This window comes from Neglectibacter sp. CSJ-5, from assembly GCF_032490475.1.
Lineage (GTDB): Bacteria > Bacillota > Clostridia > Oscillospirales > Acutalibacteraceae > Hominenteromicrobium > Hominenteromicrobium mulieris.
In genome coordinates, this window is the sequence record NZ_JAVYJC010000003.1 from 112055 (window position 1) to 134859 (window position 22805).

At 52.2% G+C, this 22805-nt stretch carries 25 protein-coding genes; 15 read left to right on the top strand and 10 right to left on the bottom strand.

Features of this window, described 5'->3' with window-relative positions:
• Positions 1–135 precede the first annotated feature (135 nt).
• Positions 136–345, top strand: coding sequence for a cold-shock protein (locus R2K26_RS07290; RefSeq protein WP_176820205.1), 210 nt, complete (start codon positions 136–138; stop codon positions 343–345).
• 115 nt (positions 346–460) lie between these two features.
• Positions 461–703, top strand: coding sequence for a hypothetical protein (locus R2K26_RS07295; protein WP_316519413.1), 243 nt, complete (start codon positions 461–463; stop codon positions 701–703).
• 69 nt (positions 704–772) lie between these two features.
• On the opposite strand, the gene R2K26_RS07300 is transcribed toward R2K26_RS07295, so the two are convergent.
• The 3 genes from R2K26_RS07300 to R2K26_RS07310 all read right to left on the bottom strand — a co-directional run bounded on the left by R2K26_RS07300 (position 773) and on the right by R2K26_RS07310 (position 5519).
• Complete coding sequence (locus R2K26_RS07300; protein ID WP_316519414.1) at positions 773–2542, bottom strand: ABC transporter ATP-binding protein; 1770 nt, start codon at positions 2540–2542, stop codon at positions 773–775.
• The gene (locus R2K26_RS07305; RefSeq protein ID WP_316519415.1) at positions 2542–4314 is read right to left on the bottom strand and encodes an ABC transporter ATP-binding protein; all 1773 of its coding nucleotides are present in this window, start codon (positions 4312–4314) and stop codon (positions 2542–2544) included. Before R2K26_RS07305 ends, R2K26_RS07300 begins: the two co-directional genes overlap by 1 nt.
• A gap of 326 nt (positions 4315–4640) precedes the next feature.
• Positions 4641–5519 (bottom strand): aldose 1-epimerase family protein, encoded by an 879-nt coding sequence (locus R2K26_RS07310; RefSeq protein WP_316519416.1) that lies wholly within the window; start codon positions 5517–5519, stop codon positions 4641–4643.
• A 193-nt stretch (positions 5520–5712) separates the two neighbouring features.
• On the opposite strand from R2K26_RS07310, the gene dtd reads away from it, so the two are divergent.
• Entirely contained in the window at positions 5713–6168 is a 456-nt protein-coding gene (gene dtd / locus R2K26_RS07315) for a D-aminoacyl-tRNA deacylase (protein WP_316519417.1), read from the top strand.
• Between the two features lie 10 nt (positions 6169–6178).
• Positions 6179–7051: a mechanosensitive ion channel domain-containing protein gene (locus R2K26_RS07320; RefSeq protein ID WP_316519418.1), complete on the top strand. Its 873-nt coding sequence runs from the start codon at positions 6179–6181 to the stop codon at positions 7049–7051.
• A 133-nt stretch (positions 7052–7184) separates the two neighbouring features.
• Here R2K26_RS07320 and R2K26_RS07325 read toward each other — a convergent pair whose 3' ends face one another.
• A complete protein-coding gene (locus tag R2K26_RS07325) occupies positions 7185–7367 on the bottom strand; it encodes a CopG family transcriptional regulator (RefSeq protein ID WP_176820212.1) in 183 nt (60 codons plus the stop codon).
• 119 nt (positions 7368–7486) lie between these two features.
• Between R2K26_RS07325 and R2K26_RS07330 the strand changes: the two genes are divergently transcribed.
• On the top strand, positions 7487–7720 hold the full coding sequence (locus tag R2K26_RS07330; protein ID WP_176820711.1) for a hypothetical protein: 234 nt from the start codon (positions 7487–7489) through the stop codon (positions 7718–7720).
• 12 nt (positions 7721–7732) lie between these two features.
• Positions 7733–8167, top strand: a complete 435-nt coding sequence (locus R2K26_RS07335) for a hypothetical protein (protein WP_316519419.1) — start codon at positions 7733–7735, stop codon at positions 8165–8167.
• A 93-nt stretch (positions 8168–8260) separates the two neighbouring features.
• On the opposite strand, the gene R2K26_RS07340 is transcribed toward R2K26_RS07335, so the two are convergent.
• The 4 genes from R2K26_RS07340 to R2K26_RS07355 form a co-directional block, all read right to left on the bottom strand.
• Positions 8261–8416, bottom strand: coding sequence for a rubredoxin (locus tag R2K26_RS07340; protein ID WP_176820713.1), 156 nt, complete (start codon positions 8414–8416; stop codon positions 8261–8263).
• Positions 8417–8430: 14 nt separating this feature from the next.
• Complete coding sequence (locus R2K26_RS07345; RefSeq protein WP_176820714.1) at positions 8431–8979, bottom strand: NADH peroxidase; 549 nt, start codon at positions 8977–8979, stop codon at positions 8431–8433.
• Between the two features lie 45 nt (positions 8980–9024).
• On the bottom strand, positions 9025–9429 hold the full coding sequence (locus R2K26_RS07350; RefSeq protein ID WP_308448948.1) for a transcriptional repressor: 405 nt from the start codon (positions 9427–9429) through the stop codon (positions 9025–9027).
• Positions 9430–9664: 235 nt separating this feature from the next.
• Complete coding sequence (locus R2K26_RS07355) at positions 9665–11299, bottom strand: beta-N-acetylhexosaminidase (RefSeq protein ID WP_316519420.1); 1635 nt, start codon at positions 11297–11299, stop codon at positions 9665–9667.
• Positions 11300–11578: 279 nt separating this feature from the next.
• On the opposite strand from R2K26_RS07355, the gene surE reads away from it, so the two are divergent.
• From surE to R2K26_RS07380, 5 genes are all read left to right on the top strand, one after another.
• Positions 11579–12292 carry a 5'/3'-nucleotidase SurE gene (gene surE / locus R2K26_RS07360; RefSeq protein WP_316519421.1) on the top strand — a complete coding sequence of 238 codons (714 nt, stop codon included), beginning with the start codon at positions 11579–11581 and terminating at the stop codon, positions 12290–12292.
• A 113-nt stretch (positions 12293–12405) separates the two neighbouring features.
• On the top strand, positions 12406–12828 hold the full coding sequence (gene ruvX / locus R2K26_RS07365) for a Holliday junction resolvase RuvX (protein WP_176820718.1): 423 nt from the start codon (positions 12406–12408) through the stop codon (positions 12826–12828).
• A gap of 100 nt (positions 12829–12928) precedes the next feature.
• Positions 12929–13798 (top strand): DegV family protein, encoded by an 870-nt coding sequence (locus R2K26_RS07370; protein ID WP_316519422.1) that lies wholly within the window; start codon positions 12929–12931, stop codon positions 13796–13798.
• Positions 13799–13810: 12 nt separating this feature from the next.
• A complete protein-coding gene (locus tag R2K26_RS07375; protein ID WP_316519423.1) occupies positions 13811–15868 on the top strand; it encodes a beta-galactosidase in 2058 nt (685 codons plus the stop codon).
• Positions 15869–15910: 42 nt separating this feature from the next.
• Positions 15911–16555 (top strand): sugar O-acetyltransferase, encoded by a 645-nt coding sequence (locus R2K26_RS07380; RefSeq protein ID WP_308448954.1) that lies wholly within the window; start codon positions 15911–15913, stop codon positions 16553–16555.
• Between the two features lie 72 nt (positions 16556–16627).
• On the opposite strand, the gene R2K26_RS07385 is transcribed toward R2K26_RS07380, so the two are convergent.
• Entirely contained in the window at positions 16628–17677 is a 1050-nt protein-coding gene (locus tag R2K26_RS07385) for a Gfo/Idh/MocA family oxidoreductase (RefSeq protein WP_176820722.1), read from the bottom strand.
• A 297-nt stretch (positions 17678–17974) separates the two neighbouring features.
• On the opposite strand from R2K26_RS07385, the gene uxuA reads away from it, so the two are divergent.
• Positions 17975–19036, top strand: coding sequence for a mannonate dehydratase (gene uxuA / locus R2K26_RS07390; protein WP_316519424.1), 1062 nt, complete (start codon positions 17975–17977; stop codon positions 19034–19036).
• Positions 19037–19086: 50 nt separating this feature from the next.
• On the opposite strand, the gene R2K26_RS07395 is transcribed toward uxuA, so the two are convergent.
• Positions 19087–19326 carry a hypothetical protein gene (locus R2K26_RS07395; RefSeq protein ID WP_316519425.1) on the bottom strand — a complete coding sequence of 80 codons (240 nt, stop codon included), beginning with the start codon at positions 19324–19326 and terminating at the stop codon, positions 19087–19089.
• Positions 19327–19446: 120 nt separating this feature from the next.
• Between R2K26_RS07395 and R2K26_RS07400 the strand changes: the two genes are divergently transcribed.
• From R2K26_RS07400 to R2K26_RS07410, 3 genes are all read left to right on the top strand, one after another.
• A complete protein-coding gene (locus R2K26_RS07400; RefSeq protein WP_176820725.1) occupies positions 19447–19662 on the top strand; it encodes a helix-turn-helix domain-containing protein in 216 nt (71 codons plus the stop codon).
• Positions 19663–20029: 367 nt separating this feature from the next.
• Positions 20030–21367 carry a magnesium transporter gene (gene mgtE / locus R2K26_RS07405; RefSeq protein ID WP_396897233.1) on the top strand — a complete coding sequence of 446 codons (1338 nt, stop codon included), beginning with the start codon at positions 20030–20032 and terminating at the stop codon, positions 21365–21367.
• 27 nt (positions 21368–21394) lie between these two features.
• Positions 21395–22765 carry a transglutaminase domain-containing protein gene (locus tag R2K26_RS07410; RefSeq protein ID WP_316519427.1) on the top strand — a complete coding sequence of 457 codons (1371 nt, stop codon included), beginning with the start codon at positions 21395–21397 and terminating at the stop codon, positions 22763–22765.
• The last annotated feature ends 40 nt before the right edge of the window (positions 22766–22805 follow it).

The window sequence follows — 22805 nt, forward strand, 5'->3', positions numbered from 1 at the left end:
TTGGATAGTGTAATAAACAATGTCAATGTCTCACAGGTTTTCTTTGTAAGTCATTCTTTGGGTGGTTTACAGGACCTGTGTTTTTTTGTATGGCGTTTACGAACACAATCTTTATTTTTATATGGAGGTACCACAATGAACAACGGTACAGTCAAATGGTTTAACGCAGAAAAGGGCTACGGCTTCATCTCCAACGATGAGGGCGGCGAGGACGTATTCGTACATTTCTCCGCAATTCAGGGCGACGGCTTCAAGACGCTGAACGAAGGCCAGAAGGTCACCTTTGAGACCGAGACCGACCCGAAGAACGGCAAGCTCCGCGCAGCAAATGTCGTAAAGCTCTAATTGTAAATTAGAACAGCGAGATAAAAGGCACCTGTGATTGATTTCACCGGTGCTTTTTCTTTTGCATAAGCTTCGCTTTTCAGCGCACAATACTGTGGGAAGGAAGGGATGCCAAATGCAAAAGAAAAACGAAAAGAAGTTTACCCACGGCGAGCATGTGACGATTTACCCTGATACGCCGGAGAGCGTCGCAAGCGCCACGGAGTGCACCGGCCTCATGCCCACGCCGCCGCAAAACGACGCGAAGTTTACGTCGTACCAAGACCTGCACAGCATGGAGATCCCCAAAAAGCTCCCCGGCAAGCGGAACTTCGAGCTTGGCGTGTACGACGATAAGCCGGAAGATATTCAGTTATAAAAAGTCAGCCTCATCGGTCGGATTCGGCGCGATGAGGCTGGTTACTTTTTAGCTTTATATTCGCTTGTTTTACTCTTCCAGCTGTGCGGTATAAAGCTGGTAGTAGTGGCCCTTCTGTTCCATGAGCTCGTCGTGGCTGCCGCTTTCGGCAATGCCCTTATTCGAGATGTACAGGATGCGGTCACAATTTTTGATGGTGGACAGGCGGTGCGCGATGATGAAGCTTGTTCTGCCCCTTAAAAGTGCCTGCAGGCCTTCCTGCAAAAGGCGCTCGGTCTTCGCATCAATGGAAGACGTGGCTTCGTCCAGCACAAGAATCTTCGGGTCAGAAAGCAAAGTTCTTGCAAACGCAATAAGCTGCTTTTGGCCCTGCGAGAGGCGCGAGCCGCGCTCGTTTACCTGCGTATAGTAGCCATCCGGCATTTCGCTGATGAACTCATGCGCACGCACGGTCTTTGCAGCGGCGATGATCTCCTCATCCGTGGCGTCCAATCGACCGTAGCGGATGTTATCCATGATGGTGCCGGAGAAAATGAAGCTGTCCTGCAGCATGATGCCCATTTGCGCGCGCAGCGAGTGCAGCGTCACCTTGGAGATATCGTGCCCGTCGACAAGCACCCGGCCGGAATTGATGTTGTAGAAACGCGAGATGAGGTTGACGACCGTCGTTTTGCCGGCACCCGTGGGACCCACAAGCGCGATGGACTCGCCCGCTTTCACATCGAGATTGAAGTGCTCCAGAACGTTGATGGAGCCGTCGTAAGAGAATGTCACGTCGTCGAACGTCACGTCGCCCTTAATCGGCGGCAGCTCCGTTGCGTCCGGCGCGTCATCGACAAGCACGGGCTCATCGATCATCTCGAAGATACGCTCCAGATACGCCACGGCATTGATGAACGTATTGTAGAGGTTGGAAAGCTGCAAAATCGGCTGCCAGAAGCGCCACGCATACGCGGAAATGGCGATAAGCGTACCGATTTGCACGGCGGGACCCAAAAGCGAGAAGCCCACAAGGTACATAGCGCCAACGACCCATGTGGAGATGTTGTTGACGGAAAACCACACGAGGTTCGAGGTGTACTGCGCCTTCATCCAGCTTTTGTACATTTTGGTGTTAAGATTGTTGTAGATCTTCGCATTTTCCTCTTCACGCGTGAACGCCTGCGTGATCTTCATACCGTCAAGGCTCTCGTGCAGGTAGGCGTTGAGGTTGGAGCTCTTATTGGAGACATCCTGCCAAGCGCGGCGCTGTGCAGGCTTGATGACGAGCACGATGATGAGGAACAGCGGGATGCCCGCCATGACGACGAGCGAGAGCCTGACATCGCACATGAACATGAACACGGCGATGAGAATGAGGTTGAAAATTTCGAGAATGAAATTGATGATGCCGTTGGAGAGCGCATCGGAAACAGAGTTCACGTAGTTGATGACACGCGTCAGAATTTTGCCGTGCGGGCGGTCGTCGTAGAACTGGAACGAAAGCCGCTGCAAATGCTCAAAGAGATCCTTGCGGATGTCGTAGATGATGGCCTGCCCCACCACCGTCATGTAGCGTGAGCGCTTGACGGAAAAGAAAATGGAAAGCAGAATGGATAAGAGCATGATGCCTGCCAGAATGAACAGCATTTTATAATCGCGGTTCGGCACGGCGACGTTCAAGGCGGTCTCGATAAGCTTAGGACCTACGAGCGCGCACGCGGCGGAAATGGCGGAGAAAACGAGCGATAAGATCATTTTCTGTTTGTGCCGCTTGATATACACGCCTGCACGCAGCAAGTGTTTGATATTAAATGGGGTTTCCAGCGTTTCGTCAACGTCAAAACGATTTCTTGCCATTACGCAGCACCCCCTTTCTTTTCACCGGCAATGCCGTTTTGCAGCTCATAAACCTCGCGGTAATAGCCCGGGCGGGAAATGAGCTCCTCGTGCGTGCCGACATCCACAACGCGGCCCTTATCAAGGATCACGATGCGGTCTGCGCGCTTCGTGGTGGAAATACGCTGCGCGACAATGATCTTCGTGCAGTCGAAATCAAGGTGCGCAAGCTGGTCTTGAATATATTTTTCGGTCTCCATATCTACGGCGGAGGTGGTGTCGTCCAGAATGAGAACAGACGGCTTGATGGCAAGGGCACGCGCCAGCGCGATACGCTGCTTTTGACCGCCGGAAAGACCGGTGCCGCGCTCGCCGATGACCGTGTCAAAGCCTTCGGGCAGCTTATCAACGAAATCGACGCAGGCGATCTTTGCGAAGCGCTTCACATCGTCCTCGGACATTTCGGGGTCGCCGTAAGCAATGTTGCCGTCTACGGTATCGGAGAACAGGAACACGTCCTGCGTGGCGATACCGACAGAGCCGCGCAGCTTTTTGAGATCATACATACCGACAGGCGTGCCGTCCACGGAGACGGTACCGCCGGATACATCCGAAAAGCGCGGGATAAGGCTGATAAGCGACGTTTTGCCGCAGCCGGTTGGTCCCATGATGGCGATGGTCTCGCCGGGTTTGATGTCAAGATTGATGTCGTGCAGAACCTCTGTGCCGTTGCGCTTTAAGGTTACGTGGTCAAACTTCACGGCGCCCTGCACGCGGCCTTCCTTCTTCACGGCATCCTGGCGCGTGACGATGGTAGAGCGCGCGTAGTAGAGTTCGACGATCTTCGACGCAGAGGCAAAGAAACGCTGCAGGTCGTTGATGAGCATGCCGAGCGTGCTCATCGGGTTCGTCAGCGTCCAGCACAGCGAGTTAAAGAGTGCAAACGTGCCGATTGAAATGCGGCCCATGATGAGGAACGAGCCGCCGACGAGCAGAACGGCGATGGAAAGCGACTGCGAAAAACCGTCGATATACGGCGAGAATTTGAACCACAGCAGCGACGCTTTGAGGTTCGCTTTGCGGTAATCCTCGTTTTTCTTATCAAACTGCTCGATCTCGTAGTCTTCGCGAGCAAAGGCTTTAACGACACGGTTGCCGGCGATGTTCTCCTGCGCGGCGGTGTTCATGCGCGAAAGGCGCTCGCGCAGGTCGACATACAGCGGATGCACCTGCTTTGCGAAAACCTTCGTCAGGATGAAAATGATCGGCGTTACGGCCAGCATGGCAAGCGCGAACAGCCAGTCCACACAAAGGAATGTAATGGATGTGGTGAGAAACAGCACCACGCAGTCGATGATCATGCGGATGACATAGCACGTAGTGTGGCGCACCATGTCAAGGTCGCCGGTCAGGCGGGTCATCAGATCGCCGGTGCGGTTCTTTGAGAAGAATGAGCTATCCTGCGCCTGCATGTTTGCGTACAGATCGCGGCGCAGCTTAAAGAGCAGCTTCTGCGAGCACGTCTCGTACGTCATGACCGAAAGATAGTTAAAGCACATTCTGAACATCGTGAAACCGATCAGAATGGAGACGAGCACAACGAGCCGATGCCAAAGCTCCGGCGTAGTGCCCTGCCCCTCTTTTACCGGCGTAAATACGGTGTCCATGATCTGCGCGGTCAAAACCGAGTTGACCAGCGCCATCATAGAAAGAACCGCGGTAGAGCACAGCGCGAAAACATATCGCTTTCGGCAGCCTTCCAGGTTTTTCCAAACCCATTTCAGCTGAAACATAGCGTTCCCTTTCCTTTCAATGCATATCCTGCTTTCTTTGTACCCTTGGTACAGTTGTACCTTCGGTACAGTCCGCACCGCACGTGCGGTTTCCTCCTCAGGCGCATGGAATATTTACGCAGAAACACTTCATACGCTTGTTTAAACTATTATAACTGTATTCTGTTAAAATGGAACCCTTTTTCGCGATTTTCTCTCCGTGAGAACAAACAAACTTTGGTTGAGATTTTTAGGCAATAAAACAGCCCCGCAAATCGGACTTTTCATCCGTTTGCGGGGCATGCTCTATATGCTTTTATTATATATAGTATACGTACTTTTGTAATTTAGATTTCAAAGACCGTGTAGGCGTACTCGGCTTCTTCGCCGGGCTGCAAAGTGCGCATGCCGTGCTTCTTTTCAAACACGTCGTCCTCCTGTACGGCGGTGGCGCAGCCGGTCCACGGCTCCAGCGCAACATACGGGCCGTCGTTTGCGGCAGACCAGATGCCGAGCATCGGGAAGCCGGAAAACTCCATCATCACACCGCGGCCGGACTGGCGGCTTTTGAGCGAAACGCAGGTGGAGTTGAGGTTCTCGAACACGAGCGCGTCCTTATAGAACAGGCTGTGCTGCAGCGGGATGGTATCCGTATCGTCAAGCTCGAAGTTCGTCTTCTCAAAATCAATCAGGCAGCTTTCCATATCGAGCGTCGGGCATTTCTGGTCTTCCTTTTCCTCGAACACGATGTCGTAATCTTCAAAAACTTCATCGGACTGAATCGGGATATTAAAGCCCGGGTGACCGCCGATGCAGAAGGGCATGGGCTTCGTATCGGCATTTTTAACGGTAAATTTCGTCGTGATGCTGCTGCCGGTGAGGTAATAGGAGACCGTCAGCACAAAATCGAACGGGTACTGCTTTTTCGTCTCCTCGTTCGCCGTAAGCTGCAGGGTAACGTAGTCCTCTCCCTGCTCTGTGACGGTGAATTCCTCGTGGCGCGCGACGCCGTGGCGCTTCATCTCGTACCACTCGCCGTTGATACATGTGCGGTTATCGCGCAGCGCGCCGACGATAGGAAACAAAACCGGCGCGTGGCCGCCCCAATATGTTTTATCGCCCTGCCAAATGTGCTCAAAGCCGTCATCGCCCATAAAGGAGACGAGCTCGGCGCCGAGCGTATCAATGGCAGCAGATTCGTTTTCGTTTTTTATGTGGATCAGCATAATTCGTCCTTTCAAATCGCGGCGCTTTTGCGCCCTGTCTTTTTGCATGCACATAACCTGATTTTCAATCAACAGTATTATAACAAACAAAACCGCTTGAAGCAAGAGCGAAAGCCTGCTATAATTGAGAAAACACCGAAGAAATCTCCCGTTTTATCGGTCAAAATCCACCAACCGGAAAGGAATTTACAATATGAGAGCAGTTATTCAGCGTATAAACGGTGCAGAGATCACCATAAACGGCGGCGAGACCCGCAAAGTCGGCGAGGGCCTCGTTGTCTTCATCTGCGCCATGGAGGGTGACACGGACGCGCAGGCGGATTTTCTCGTGCAGAAGGTGTGCGGCCTGCGCGTATTTAAGGACGAAAACGACAAGATGAACCGCTCACTCGAAGACATCAAGGGCGATATTCTCATTGTCTCGAACATCACGCTGAGCGCCGATATGAAGCACGGCCGCCGTCCGGATTTCAGCCGTTCCGCTTCCCCGAGTGAAGCTTTGAGATTATATAACTACTTTGTGGAACAGGTGAAAAGCCAGCCTATCGGCAAAGTATGCACGGGTGAATTCGGCGCGCACATGCACGTAAGTGTGGAAAACGACGGCCCCGTAAACATCATCATCGACACGGAACGCATCGGAAAGTGACGGTGTGCCTATGACGCGATTTTTAACGTTGTTTGACACGGCTGTCACCGACCCGCTTGAGGACATTCCCACCGTGAACGAGCTTGAAAAATGGCTGAAAAACGTCGGCGAACAGGCGTTTTACTTTCTCATTCGCTTAGCCGCCGCCGGGCTGCTTTTGTTTATCGGCAGCAAGCTCATCAAATTTTTGATGAACCGCTTCAAGCGCTCGAAACTATATCAAAAAATGGACCCGGGGCTCGCTTCGTTCATGGCGAGCGGCAGCCGCATCGTGCTGTATATCATCCTCATTTTGATGTGCTTCGGCGTTCTTGGCATCGAGACCGCCTCGTTCCTCGCACTGTTCACCTCGGGCGGCGTTGCCATCGGCCTTGCGTTTCAGGGCGCCGTGACGAACCTTGCGGGCGGCGTGATGATTTTGCTTTTTCACCCGTTCCGCGTGGGCGATTACATTGAAACGACGGAAATTGCCGGCACGGTGAACGCCATCAGCGTTTTATACACCGTGGTGCTGACACCGGACAACAAGCGCGTGACCGTGCCGAACGGCTCGCTGACGAACGCCGCCATCACGAATTACAGCGCGGAGGGACAGCGCCGTGTGGAGCTGACATTCTCTGTCTCCTACGATTGTGACATTGACAAGGTGAAGCAAATTTTGCTTTCCGTTGCCGAAAGCGACCCGAAATCGCTGAAAGACCCCGCCCCGCTGGCGCGCCTGAAAACGCAGAGCGCGAGCTCGCTCGATTTCGTCCTGCGCGTTTGGTGCGCCCCGGAAAATTACTGGGACCTCTATTTTGACCTCAACGAAAACGTGAAAAAGGCGCTGGATGAAGCCGGCATGGAGATTCCGTTCCCGCAGATGGACGTGCACATGCGGTAAAGCACGCACGAAAATACGAATATTCCCGCAGCAGCGCCGTGAAACTTCCGTTTTCGGCGCTGAAATTTTCGTGGACTTTCCCAACAGAACCCCCGAAGGGAGATTTATCCGGTCTTCCTTCGGGGGTTCTGTATTATTCAATCTCTATATTCTTGATGCCGTATTCAAGTATCACGTTGATAAGCTCATTGCGCGAATAGTTGCTTTCGCTCGCGATTTTATCAAGACTTTGCAAAATATCTTCCCGAATACGCACGGAAATGATTCTGTTCCCGTCCTCTCCGCGCTTTTTAATCTTCAAAGGTTCATTTTTCACAAATTCCACCTCACAATCTATACTAATTATAGATTGACAGCCGAATTATAGTATGCTACAATTAGATTTGTAATATGATATTTATTTGTAATACAAATAAATATCATTAAGGAGGTGAAATGATGAAGAAACCAACCTTTGATAAGCTCGACGAGATATTTGAACATATCACAAGCCTACGGTTAACTGACCGTGAATATGCAGACAAAACAGGTGCAAGTTTGCCTAAAAGAAAGAGCTATCTTGTAAATGAGTCTGCCTTTTCAAGATGGCTAAACGAAAAAGGATTTAAAATTGTTGATGTTCAAGAAGAAGCCGTCATTGAACGAACCGTTTACATTCAAAAGAAGTAGGAGGAATTTCTCATGAAAAGAACAGTATCCATAATTTTAGCACTTCTGTTGTGCATTTCTCTCTGTGCCTGCGGAACATCTTCAGAAAGCAGTTCAAGCGATACGCAAGAAGGAGCAGATGTATATAGCAATTCGGAAATTGAAAGTAGTTCTGAAAAAAGTCACGAATTAACAGATGACGAAGTAGAAATGATCGTTGTTCAAGAACTGTACAATCAAATTTCAACAAGCGGATGGTACCAAGCCGATCCAGGTAGTTGCAGATACTCTATTAACAAAACCGAAAGAAAACCTGGGTTTATATATATATATGGTGAAGTTTATTTATACGATAAATATGGAAAACTTACAACCGGATATAGCGATGGCTCTGGATCTTATTCTCATACTTTTGAAATTGAATATTCTCTTATAACTAAATCGGTATATAAATGTATAATCGAATGACGACATTGATTCATCTATTCAACATTTTTTCATTCTGTTAAAACTAAATCGAAAAGAGGAGAAGGATCAAATCCCTCTCCTCTTCTTTTTTAATTATTCAGCGGGGTAAAAAGCATCTTTTCCGAGACCGCAGGTGGGGCAAACCCAATCTTCGGGGACATCTTCCCATGCCGTGCCGGGTGCAACGCCGTTTTCCGGATCGCCGAGTGCGGGGTCATAGACATAACCGCAGGGACACTCATATTTCATAAGATACACTCCTTTTACTTGTCGCCGAAATATCTCTTAAGGAGACCTGCGAACGCCTTGCCGTGGCGGGCTTCGTCGCGGGCCATTTCATGGACGGTGTCGTGGATAGCGTCGAGGTTTGCGGCTTTTGCACGCTTTGCAAGGTCGAACTTACCGGCGGTTGCACCGTTCTCGGCTTCAACGCGCATCTCGAGGTTCTTCTTCGTGCTGTCCGTTACAACTTCGCCGAGCAACTCTGCGAACTTTGCAGCATGCTCTGCTTCTTCGTAAGCGGCCTTCTCCCAGTAAAGGCCGATTTCCGGATAGCCCTCGCGGTGTGCAACTCTTGCCATTGCGAGATACATGCCGACCTCGCTGCACTCGCCCTGGAAGTTTGCGCGGAGATCAGCAAGGATATCCTCGCTGACGCCCTGTGCGACGCCGACAACGTGCTCAGCCGCCCAAGTCATGTTCTCTTCCTGCTTCGTGAACTTGGAAGCCGGTGCCTTACATACGGGGCAGAACTCCGGAGCTGCTTCGCCTTCAAAAACGTAACCACATACGGTGCATACAAACTTTGCCATAATAAAATCCTCCTAAAAATTTAAATTGATTTTTGTTTGCGGCTTTTAAGCCGTTTTATTTTTGCTTTTTTCTTTGCATTCGGCGCACACACCGCCGAACAGCAGGTCTTCTTTTGTGATCGTAAACCCGTGTTCCGCTTCAATGCGCTCGAGTGTTTCTGTGTCCACAAGCGGTTCAAAGATATCGAGCACGCGCCCGCAGCAGTCGCAGACGAAATGGCTGTGTGCCGAAGTATCGCCGTCGAAATGCTCCTGCCCGTTGATGACGCCGACGCTTCTCGCTTTGCCCTCTGCACAGAATTTTTTAAGATTGCGGTAAACTGTGCCGAGACTTAAATCGGGATATTCGGGTCGCAGCGCAGCGTAGAGCCACTCCGCAGTTGGGTGCACCGTTGTGGCACGCAGTGCGTTGTAGAGCGCCTCACGCTTTCGGCTGAACTTTTCCGGCATCGGCTTCACCTCCTTTAGGTTTGTGGGACTTCTTTCTCTCTCACTTGTTGGCACTATTATAGCACGCTTTTTTCAATTTGTAAATAGTAATAATTATCATTTTTATTATTATTTTGTAAACAAATTATGAACAAGCCTATTGAAAAGCTGCCAAAACCCCGTTTGCTTGCTTTCCGAAAACAAGATACAAAACGGCTCTGCATTTTACCCGCAAAGCCGTTTTCTTCGTTTCTATTTATTCTCCTTTGGTCTCATCGTTTTCCGGTGGAAACATTTTCATGAAGTTAAGTGCTGCGCCGACGAGGTCGTCGTTTTTCATCATTTCGGGAACATCCTGCGGTCGGAACCAGATCTGCGCAAACTTCTCTATGACGGGACGCACCATTTCTCTTTCCGCATCCGTATGCGGTGTGCCGATGCCGCCCGGGTTCATCATGTGTGCAATGAATGTCGCGGCACTCTGCACGCGCGCTTCACCCTCGGGGTTCCACCCGTCTTTTGTCATACAGTTCACGCCTTGCTTTGCGGCAATTTCAATTTTCTTTTCCGCACGGTGTTCAAAATCTGCGTAATCCCCCGCTTCGTTCCACGCGATTTCGGATACGGCATACAGGCGCGGGAACAGCAATTCTTCGAGGTGTTCCGGCGTTTCCACCTGCTCCGACCACAATGCCGCTTCGTAACCGAGCATATTCGGACTGTCTGCGTAGCTCTTGCCCATGACGACCGGCTGATAACGGTAGACCTTATTCAACGAATTGATGCCATGCGGGTAATCGAAATACAAAGCGGACATATTGGAGAAGATCACCTTGCCGCCACGCTCGATAAATGCCGGCACCGGCGCTTCATGCTGCGCCGTCCAATACTGTATGATGTTTCCGGTATCGACATCTTTGGATTCCAGAACATCGTTCCAGCAGACGGCGCGCTTGCCGTGCTTTTTGAGGATGGCGACGACACGCTTCGTGAAGTAGCCCTGCAAATCTTCATAATCGGTAAGGCCAAGCGCTTCCATGCGCGCCTTGCAGTGCGGGCATTTTTTCCATTCGGTCTTCGGCGCTTCGTCACCGCCGATGTGGAAGCGGTCGTCCGGGAACAGTGCGCAGACTTCTGTCAGAAGCTTTTCGATAAACTCGAATGTTTCGTCCTTACCGGGGCAGAGAATTTTCTCAAAAATGCCGCCAAACTGGCACAGCTCCGTTTTTTCGCCAAAGCAGCTCAAATGCGGGTATGTCGCAATCATCGATCTGGTGTGGCCCGGCATATCGATTTCCGGGATGATCTCCATGCCGCGCACGCGGGCATACTCGATAACGCTCCTGATCTCCTCCTGCGTGTAATACGTGCCGGTCGTTTCGTGCAGCAGCGGCAGCGTTTTGCACTCGATGCGCCAGCCCTGGTCGTCTACAAGATGCCAGTGCAGAACATTCAGCTTCACACGCGTCATCTGGTCGATGACCTTTTTCACTTCGTCCGCCGTAAAGAAATGACGGGAGCAGTCAAGCGACAGGCCGCGATGACCGTAGTGCGGTGCGTCTTCAATGGTGACGATTGGCAGCGCTTCGCCCTCTGCTGTGAGCTCCGTGACAGTCGTCAGCGCCCATACGACGCCGCTTTCGTCTGCCGCTTCCACGGTGATGCCGTCCTTTGTGACGGTCAGCTTGTAGCCCTCTTTTGCGATATCGGCCTTTTTCAGCGTGATAAACCCGTTTTCGGCGGTCTCCACGTGGCCGTCCAGTCTTGCAGCAAATGCCTCAAGGCACCACGGTGCAAAATCACCGAGCGAAACGGTGACGGTCTCCGGCAGCTTTACACTGCCCTCCTGCATGTGCACCGATCCGCGCGGCGCGGGAATAAGATTCAACATAAGCAAGATTCCTTTCTTCGGGCAAACGAATAACACGCTTGTCCTTTTACAACTTCTCCTCGGCTGCAACCGAACCGCAGCCTTTTTGTTCTATTAAGAACATTATACCGCAATTTGCTTCTTTTGCAAGAAAACCGTGCTATATTTCTATATAATTTTCAAAATTTTAATAATTATAAACAGATATGACAAAGCGGAATTTTGAATCTCCGTCTGGACTTGTCGAAATAGATATGGTATACTTCAAGCGAAAAGTTTTTGCATGACGGAGGAGCAAACATGGGCAGATTGATCTTAATTACGAATGACGATGGCATTGACGCAGGCGGCATTCGCCAGCTGGCAGAGACAGCAAAAGCATTCGGCGAAGTGTGGGTCGTCGCACCGGAGAGCCAGCGCAGCGGCAAATCGCACAGCGTAACGTATTTAGAGCCGCTTTACGTGCGCGAGCGTCCGGGTTACATGGACGGCGTAAAGGCATACGAATGCAGCGGCGTACCGGTGGACTGTGTGCGCGTGGGCATCCATCTGCTCGGTCGCAAGCCTGACGTTGTGCTTTCCGGCATCAATAGCGGCTACAATATTTCCGGCGATATTCAGTATTCCGGCACGGCGGGCGCCGCGCTGGAGGCCGCTTTCTGGGGAATTCACGCCATCGCGCTTTCCCAGGCCAACCTCGATTATCATCCCGTGACCGACCGCTACTTGCGTGCGCTCATCGGTGAATATATTGATAAACCTCTGCCGCAAAACACGGTTTGGAACATCAACTTTCCCGGCTGCGCACCGGAAGACTGCAAGGGTGTAAAGCACGGCTGCGCCGTTTCGCAGGATGATTTTTACACGGACAGCTTCACCTGCAAAACACTCGGGGACGGCACGGTGGAATACACGGTCGTGCCCGGCAGAAACTGGCACGGCAGCGAAGGCACCGACCTTGGCGCAGTGTGCGACAACTACGTCGCTGTCGGCACCGTGACGAATGTGCGATAATAAAAACATACAGATTTTGCACCTGCTCTTTGAAATCGCAAAAGCAGGTGCTTTTCTATTTTTAAAAACCGTGTTATACTGAAGAAAAGCAAAACATTGAAAGGAAACAGAACATGGTTATATTAGGTGTAGACCTCGGCAAGGCGCGTACGGGCGTTGCCGTATGCGATAAAAGCGAGCTGCTCGCAAGCCCCGTGGAGGTCGTGAACGAGCACAACCGCGAGCGCCTTTTGGAGCGTGTAGCGCAGCTTGCCAAAGCGCGCCGCGCCGAGCAGATCGTTGTCGGCCTGCCGCGCAACATGGATGGCAGCGAGGGCGAAAGCGCGCAGAACGCGCGCGCTTTCGGTGCGGAGCTTGCGGAAAAGACCGGGCTGCCCGTTGATTTCTCCGACGAACGCGGCACGACGATCACGGCACACGGCTTTTTAAACGAAACAAATACGCGCGGTAAGCGCCGCAAAGCAACCGTGGACGCCGTGGCGGCGACGATCATTTTGCAGGATTATCTCGATTATCGGCGAAACCGCAAAGGGTAATTTACACAAAAAACGCATAGACAAATTCGCTTCGCCTGTGCTATAATAACGATGTGCCGCGCAGAAATGCGTTTTTAAGGCACGGAAAGGAAAGATAACTATGGGTTACAAAATCATCACCGATTCCACCATCGATATGGATCATAAAATGATCGAAGAGTTAGGCCTCACAGTGGTGCCGCTCCGCTTTACAATCGACGGTAAAACATATAAAGACAAGGCAGATCTTTCGGATATGCCGACGGAAACTTTCTACGCAAAGCTGCGCGAGGGCAAAATGTCCACCACATCGCAGATCAACGCCGACGAATTCACACGGGTCTTTGAGCCTGTTCTGCAAGGCGGCGAAGACGTTCTGTACATTGCGTTTTCCAGCGGTTTATCCGGCACCTGCCAAAGCGCCTTCATCGCGCGCGATGAATTGAAAGAAAAATATCCCGAGCGCAAAATTTATGTGTTCGATTCGCTCTGCGCGTCCCTCGGCGAAGGTTTGCTCGTATACCATGCAGCCATGCTGAAGCGCGCCGGCACGGACATTGATTCGCTGTATAAGTGGCTCGGTGAAAACGTTTTGAAGCTCTGCCACTGGTTCACGGTGGACGACCTCAACCACTTAAAGCGCGGCGGCCGCGTTTCCGCCACAGCAGCGCTCGTCGGCACTTTGCTTGGCGTAAAACCCGTTTTGCATGTGGATGATGAGGGCCACCTCATCCCGGTCAGCAAGGTGCGCGGCAGACGGCAGTCCCTTGATGCCCTTGTGCAGAAAATGGAAGAGACCGCCATTCAGCCCGCAGACCAGACCGTGTTCATCAGCCACGGCGATTGCCTGGCAGACGCCGAATACGTCGCAAAACGCGTGCGTGAAAAGTTCGGTGTGAAGAACATTTATATCAACTTCGTCGGCCCTGTCATCGGCGCACATTCCGGTCCCGGCACCGTAGCACTGTTCTTCATCGGCGAGCACAGATAAAGGAGCAATACTATGTTAAACGGCAACACGATAGAGCTCGGCGTATGCTATTACCCGGAGCACTGGGATGCTTCGTTCTGGAAAGAGGATATGCTGCGCATGAAATCCTACGGCATCGGTGTCATCCGCGTGGCGGAATTTGCGTGGAACCTCTTTGAGCCGGAGGAAGGACGCTTTGACGACAGCTTTTGGGACCGCTTTTTAAATGTGGCAAAGGACTGCGGAATGCAGGTCATCTTCTGCACACCCACCGCGACCCCGCCCGCCTGGCTGACGGAAAAATACCCGGAAGTATTAAACTGTGATATTTACGGCCACCCGGTCTACCACGGTATGCGCAAGCACCACAACATGACATCCCCCGTGTACCTCGATTTTGTAAAGAAGATCGTTGAGCACATTGCGGCGCATTACAGCGCACACCCTGCGATCATCGGCTGGCAGATCGACAATGAAGTCAACTGCGAAACAAACAGCTACCACGCGCCGAGCGACCACGAGGCGTTCAGAAAGTACCTTAAAGAGAAATACGGCACGCTCGAAAACCTGAACCGCGCCATGGGCACGACATTCTGGAACCAGACCTACACGGACTGGGAGCAGGTTCACCTTTCGCGCTACACGCTCGCAAACTCCAACAATCCGCACATGATGCTGGAGGAAAAGCGTTTCATTTCCGAAGCGGCCATAAACTACATCGGCATACAGGCGGATATTATCCGGAAATATCGCCGTCCGGAGCAGTTCATCACGACAAACGGGCTTTTCGGCGTGCTCGATAACCACAAGCTCGTCAAGGAAAAGCTTGACTTCATGACGTATGACAGCTACCCGAACTTCGCGTTTGCGATGGAGGGCAGCAAGCTCTCTCCGCGCTCCCTGCGCGACCGCGAAACATCATTTAACCTTGCAAAAACGCGAAGCGTCTCAAACCGCTTCGGCATCATGGAGCAGCAATCCGGCCCCGGCGGTTGGAACACCCGCCTTCTGCAGCCCGCGCCAAAGCCGGGTCAGTTAAGACTGTGGACATTCCAGTCTATCGCGCACGGTGCAGATTTTGTCAGCTACTTCCGCTGGCGTACCTGCACATTCGGCACAGAAATGTACTGGCACGGATTATTGAACTATGATAATTTCCCGAACCGCCGCACGGAAGAGCTTTTGCGCGTAAGCGAGGATATTCAGAAGATTCAGCGCATCGCAGGCACAAAGCATACGGCAAAGTTCGCAATCCTCTGCGACTACGACAATGAGTGGGACGGCATGGAGGACAAATGGCACGGACCCTTGAACCGGGAGAGCACCGACGGGTGGTTCAAAGCCTTGCAGCGCGCGCACATCCCGTTCGAGTTCGTCAACATCAACGACGAGGGCACGTCCCGGCCGCTCGAAAATTTCACGGCTGCTGTGTACCCGCACCCAACCATCATGACGCCCGCCCGCGCGGAAATATTACGCGCTTACGCCGAAAACGGCGGCACTCTTTTCTTCGGCTGCCGCTCCGGCTATAAAGATATTGACGGGCAGTGCCCCATGATGCCGATGCCGGGGCTCTTAGCGCCGCTGACCGGCTGCACCGTGGAGGATTTCACGTTCATCGGCCCGGCGGACGAAAAGGAATACATGACGCTCGGCGAAAAGAAAATCCCCGCGCCGACGTTTAACGATATTTTGCGCCCGGATTTTGAAAACTGCGAGGTGCTGGCGACGTATGACGGTAACTATTACAACGGCAAACCCGCGCTGACCAAAAACACCGTCGGCAAAGGCACGGTCTACGCCTGTGGCTCCGTTTTTGCGGAGGAGACCGCTGCGGCGCTCTTGGAGCTGCTGCCGAAAGCAGAGCTTTGCCCTGTGACAGGCTGGCTGGAGCTGCCCGAGGAGATCGAGCTCACGGTGCGTGCAAACGAGAAAAACGGCCGCAGCTACGCGTTTTTGCTGAACTACACCGCACAGCCGCAAACCGTCACCGTGCAAAAGCCGACGAAGGAGCTGCTTACACGCGAAACGCTCGACGGCACGTATACCATGGAGCCTTACGGCGTGCTTGTGCTCGATAAACCACAATAAACGACAAAGGCCGTTACGATAAACATTTTGGGAGGAATTCATATGAAAGAGGAAGAAAAAATCTTTGCCGGGAAATTTTTCTGCCCCGGTCACCCGGACTTGAAAGCCATCAAGCTGCGTTGCCACAACCTTTGCAGCGCCTATAATGCAACGCTCGAAGACGAAACCGAAAAGCGTAATGCAATCGTGCACCAGATCTTCGGCGATTTCGGCGAGGGCTCGTTTGTGCAGGGGCCGATCCAGATCCACTATGGCACGCACACGCACATCGGCAAGAGCTTTTTCGGCAACTTCAACCTGACCATTCAGGATGACGCGCCCGTGACCATCGGTGACCGCTGCAACTTCGGCCCGAACGTGACCATCGTCACGCCGATGCACCCGATCATCGCAGAGGAACGCCGCGTGCTGAAAACAAAGGACGGCCGTGAAATTCGCGTTTGCTACGCAAAACCCGTCACCATCGGCAACGATTGCTGGTTCGGCGCAAACGTCGTCGTATGCCCGGGCGTGACCATCGGCGATAACTGTGTCATCGGTGCAGGCAGCGTGGTAACGAAGGACATTCCGTCAAACAGCGTAGCCGTCGGCAACCCCTGCCGTGTACAGCGCACCATTACGGAAGCAGACAGCATGAAATATCATCCGGAACGCTTCGGCGAAGATGAATTCGTGTTTGACGAATAAACTGAGCTTATAATACGCAAGAACAGCTCCGAGCTTTTCGCCGGAGCTGTTCTCAATTCATCTTAATTCGAATTAGAAGTAAACGACCTGATTCTTCTCTGCGCTCTCAAAGATCGCTTCCATCAGCTTCATCAGCTGGCGCTGCTGGTCGTGCGTGACGATCTGCTCTGCTTCGCCGTTGACAACTGCTGCGATGTTGCGATAATAATCGTGAATGTCGCAGTCGATTCTCGGCAGCGGAAGCTCACTGATCGTTTCCGGCGTTCTCGGCGCCATGGTCTTCGTGAGGCCTGCTGCGGTGACGATCGGCACTGCATCGTGCTCTTCGTCCGCCGTTGCGATGACAATCTTGCCGTTGACCTGGAAGTCATCGATGACAGCCGTGCCGTTCAGGCCTTCGACATACCAACGCGGCAGGTTGATGAAGTTGCTCGTGCCGACTTCTACGGTGAACACGAGATCGTTATCAAACTTGAACGTAGCGGTAAAGCCGTCGTCCACTTCTTCGTTCGTTACGTTGGACAGCGTTGCGTAAACGGAAACCGGCATTTTGCCCATCATCATGTTCATCTGGTCAAGGAGGTGCACGCCCCAGTCAAGAACCATGCCGCCGCCCTGTGCCTTCGTGTTTCTCCAGTCGCCCGGGATACCGCGGGAACCGTGAACACGGGACTGAATGGCGAAAACACGACCGAGCTGGCCGGACTTTGCAATCTTCTCCGCAACGCGGAAATCCTCGTCCCAACGGCGGTTCTGATGAACCGTGAAGACGGAGCCCGTGCGCTTGGAGGCTGCGATCATCTCTTCGAGATCAGCGGTGCAAAGCGTGACCGGCTTCTCGCTGATGGCAACCTTGCCCGCTTCCATAACCTGAATGCAAACCTTCTTGTGCTGATCGTTCGGGATTGCGACCGTTACAACATCAACGGTCTTGTCGGCAAGCAACTCCTCAAAAGAGCTGTATGCGTGAATACCGTTTTCCTCAGCAACCTTGTTGCGCTCCGGCTTAATATCGTATACGCCTGCAAGCTCTACAACACCCGGGATTTCCTGTAATCTCTTTGTGTGCCAGCCGCCCATGCCGCCATAGCCCACGACTGCTACTCTTACTACTTTAGACATAATAAATTGGACTCCTCTCGATTTAAAATAAATAACCTATTTGCGCTCTCTAAACTACGCGCTATACACCTTATTATACTAAAAGACGCGCAAGTTTCAAGATGTTTTTATAGATTTTTGCATCTTGTCCGCGATTTCGGCGAAAGATACAAAGACCGCCTGCGCAAAACTGTGTATAAATCCCACGTTTGATTGGAAATCGGCGCAAAAGGAATTTAGCCCCTTGAGTTTTTTCACCCGATGTGCTACGATGAACCTGAATAACACGTGAATACACCGGAAAGGTTGATTATATCTATGAAAATGTCATTTCGCTGGTATGGCCCGGACGACCCCGTGACCCTCCAAAATATTCGTCAGATTCCGAACATGCAGGCCATCGTCACCGCTGTATACGACGTGCCCGTCGGTGAAGTTTGGAGCCGCAAGAGCATTGCCGCGCTGAAAAAACAAACGGAAGATAACGGCCTGCAATTTGAGGTCATTGAAAGTGTGCCGGTGCACGAGGACATCAAACTCGGCAAACCCACGCGCGACCGCTATATCGAAAATTACTGCGAGAACATCCGCCGCCTTGCCGAGGCCGGCATCCGCTGCATCTGCTACAATTTCATGCCGGTGTTTGACTGGACGCGCACGCAGCTTGACCACCGCCTGCCGGACGGCTCTACAAGCCTTGTCTACTATAAAGAGCAGGTGGATGCCGTGGACCCGCTGAAAAGCGACAGCGACCTCACGCTGCCCGGCTGGGACGCGAGCTACACGCGCGAGGAGCTGAGGGCCGTCGTGGCGGAATACAACAAAATGACCGAGGAAGACCTTTGGGCAAACCTCACTTATTTTCTTGAGCGCATCATTCCCGTCGCTGCGGAATGTGACGTGAACATGGCCATCCATGAAGACGACCCGTGCTGGAGCATTTTCGGACTGCCACGCATTATCACGTGCGAAAAGAATCTCGACCGCTTCCTGAAAATCGTCGATGACCCGCACAACGGCATCACGCTGTGTACCGGCTCGCTCGGATGCAGCGCCGAAAACGATGTGGTGCACATGGCGGCAAAATACGCCGCGATGGGCCGCATCCATTTCGTTCACGCCCGCAACGTCGCCGTGCTGGAAAACGGTTTTGAGGAGCGCGCACACTACTCCGCATGCGGCTCGCTCGATATGTATGCCATTTTGAGCGCGCTCTACAAAAACGGTTTCAACGGTTACATCCGCCCGGACCACGGCAGAATGATCTGGGGCGAGACCGGCCGCGCCGGCTATGGCCTTTACGACCGTGCCCTCGGCGCCGCGTACTTAAATGGCCTGTGGGAAGCCATCACAAAGCGCAACTCCAATATGGAGCGATAAATTAAAGCCAACAAAAAAACCGATGCAGTCGAAACTCTGCATCGGTTTTTTTAATAGATACCGTAAGCTTCACCTTCTGTTTTACCGCAGCGAACACAGGTCTTGGGGTAGTTGATCGTAGCAGCTTTCCAATCATGCCCAAGCGGCTCGCCTTCCGTCATACCGCAATATACACAGGTTTTCGGCTCGGTGCAGGTGGCTTCCTTCCATTTATGCGCACAGGTGCAGGTCGTAAGAAGAAAGCATACCAACAGCATGAACAAAATTACTTGTCCCCAGCGTTTAAGCATTGCTTTTTCTCTCCTATCTCTCCTCTTTTCCCAATTTTAGATGAAATATATCTAAAAGTCAATAGATAAAATCCGTCTACATATACTTTGAGTGGATACCACTCAAAGCAGGTGAAAAAATTGACGGAAAACAGAATACGCGATCTGCGGGAGGACTCTGATTTAACGCAGCAGCAAGTCGCAGATGCAATCGGCATTACACAGCGCAAATACAGTTATATCGAAACAGGCCAGCAGCAGCTTACGGACGACATTCTAATTAAACTCGCAAACTTCTATAACGTGAGCATTGATTATCTCTTGCGGCAGACGGCGAACCCCAAACGAAATCTCTGACGTAAAATTCCCGAAAAGTCGTTTGTTAGGCTTGACAATTATTCAAAAAAAGGGTAACTTTATAGATAAGAACGCCGACAAAAATGCGGCGTTTTGTTTCCGTATGCAAAAACGCAAAAGCACTTTGCGATTATTTGCAAACACACTGACAAAAATACTAAAACAAAGGAGTGGAGAAAATGGACGCTGGCAGTAGTGGCGGTGCGGTTCCTCGAGAACGGATGCAGCCGCCCGCAGAAAAACAGGCGATTTTCTCCGCTTGTTTTTTGCGTAACCTTACATTTGTAAACGGCTGAGTTCAAACCGTATCGTCCGATTGCCGATTTTTGCACGATTGCAGAGAAAGGACGGACGAACTATGTTGGATATGTTGGACAAAATTTCAGAGCTGCTGGAGAATAAAGATTTCCCCCAGTTGGGCAATCTTCTGAAAGACATGAACCCGGCAGACGTGGCAGAACTTTTTGAAGACCTGCCGCGTGAAAAGATGGCGCTTGTGTTTCGCCTGCTCCCAAAAGAGCTTGCAGCGGACGCGTTCGCTTATATGAATCCGGACGAACAGACGGTGCTTGTTGAAGCATTCAGTGATAAAGAGCTGCACGACGTCGTGAACGAGCTGTATGTGGACGACGCTGCAGACATGATTGAAGAAATGCCCGCAAACCTCGTCAAGCGCATTCTGCGACACACGGACGCCGAAACGCGCGTACTCATCAACCAGATTTTAAATTACCCCAAAGACAGCGCAGGCTCCATCATGACGATGGAATACGTCGATTTGAAGCGCGGCATGACGGTGGAGGAGGCGTTTGACCGAATCCGTGCCATCGGCGTGGAAAAAGAGACGGTGTACACCTGCTATGTCACGGACAGCCGCCGCAAGCTGAAAGGCATTGTGACCGTGAAAGACCTGCTGCTTGCCCCGAAAAACGAGCTGATCCGCAATATCATGGAAACGAACATTATTTACGTTTCCACCCATACCGATAAAGAAGAAGTGGCCTCCCTGTTCGGCAAGTACGATTTTCTTGCCGTGCCGGTCGTCGATAACGAAGAGCGCCTTGTGGGCATCGTCACTGTTGACGACGCGATCGATGTTATTCAGGATGAGGCAACGGAAGATATCGAAATGATGGCGGCTATCACGCCGACCGATAAGCCGTACATGAAGACGGGCGTTTTTGCTACATGGAAAAAACGTATCCCGTGGCTTTTGCTCCTCATGATCTCCGCTACATTTACGGGCAGCATCATCACCTCGTTTGAAGATGCGCTTTCCGCTTCCATTGTGCTGACGGGTTTTATCCCCATGCTGATGGACACGGGCGGCAACGCGGGCAGTCAGGCTTCAGTCTCCATCATCCGCGGTCTTTCCCTCGGCGAGATCGAATATAAAGACATCGGGCGTATCCTCTGGAAGGAGGCGCGCGTGGCTTTTTTGTGCGGTGTTTCGCTTGCCGCCGCAAACTTTGTCAAATTGCTGTTCATTGATCGTGTGACCATCCCGGTCGCCATCGTTGTGTGCAGCACGCTTGTTGTAACGGTGCTCGCTGCAAAGCTTGTCGGCTGTTCGCTGCCGGTGCTTGCAAAGCGCATCGGTTTTGACCCGGCCGTCATGGCCAGTCCATTCATCACGACCATTGTAGACGCGCTTTCCTTGCTGATCTATTTCCGCATTGCGTGCGCGGTGCTGCATATCGGTTAACTTTATCCATTAAAGGAGGCTGCTGTTATGAACCAAAAAGATATTGAAACGCTTGCAATCGCGCTGCCGGAAGACATTTTAAAGGCAAAATGGTGCGGCGATTTTAACCGCGCGTTCCACCTGATCGACCTATACCTTGCAAACGAGAAAGTCCCGGCGTTTATGAAAACACGCCTTGCGCTGGAGCGTGAGGTCTTGAAAGCACTGCCGACGGGCTACACATACAGCGAAGAAGACGCTTTGGCGCTCGTGCAGAAGGAAATTCCGGATTTCACGAAGGCAGAGCTTGACGCATTGCGTGACCGCGGCGCCATCGACTGGATCTACATCAACGGCAAAACGACGTATTCCCGCACGTTCTACGATACGCTTTTGGGCGTTTACCCGGATATCGCCACGCGTGCAGGCAAGCCGCCGAAGGACAAAAGTGATCGCGTGGAATTTCTGCGCCAAAATGTACGCGACATGAAAAAAGACGGCGACGCGCTGTGGAGCATTCAGCTGCGCGCCCAGTTCCGTCTGCATGACGATGTTTTCCGTCCCGGCGAAGAGCTAACCGTGCATCTTCCCGTACCGAAGAACGCGATGAACATGCGCGACATTGAGATCCTTGCGACCTCCCACCCCATTTATAAGCTTGCAGATGAAAATGCACCCGCGCGCACGGTCTCATTCCGCGGCAAATTCGAGAAAAACGAAACCTTCTGGGTCGAATACAAATATCTTTCCTATGTGAAATACAACAACCTCGAATCCGCACAGGTCAGTGCAGAGCAGCCGACGTTTGACACCGAGGAGCTTTACCCGCACATTCGCTTCACGCCGCTCATCCGTGCGCTTTGCAAAGAGCTTTCCGGCGATGAGAAGAACCCGCTTCTGCTCGCACGCAAATTTTACGACTACTGCACGAAGGTCGGTACATATTCGTATGTGCGCGAATACTTCGCGCTGCCGGGCAGCATTCCGGATTATTACGGCGCGGGGCTGCACGGAGACTGCGGCGTGCAGGCGCTGCTGTTCATCACGCTGTGCCGCTGCGCAGGTATTCCTGCCCGTTGGCAGAGCGGCCTGTTCGTCACGCCGGACGACACCGGCTGCCACGACTGGGCACAGTTCTACATTGCTCCCTACGGCTGGCTGTTTGCAGACCCGTCCTTCGGCGGCAGTGCGCACCGCATGGGTGACAGCGAGCGCAACGACTTCTACTTCGGCAATCTCGACCCGTTCCGCATGGCGGCAAACAGCGAGCTTCAGGCGGATTTTGACCCGCCAAAGACACAGCTGCGCATCGACCCGTTCGACAACCAGCGCGGCGAAGCCGAATACGCAGATGCCGGCATCCGCTGGATGGACAAGGAGTGCGACTGGAAGACCATCGAAATGAAGAAGCTCTCTTAATTTAAAACGTTAAATGCCCGCCGTGCTTTTGCACGCGCGG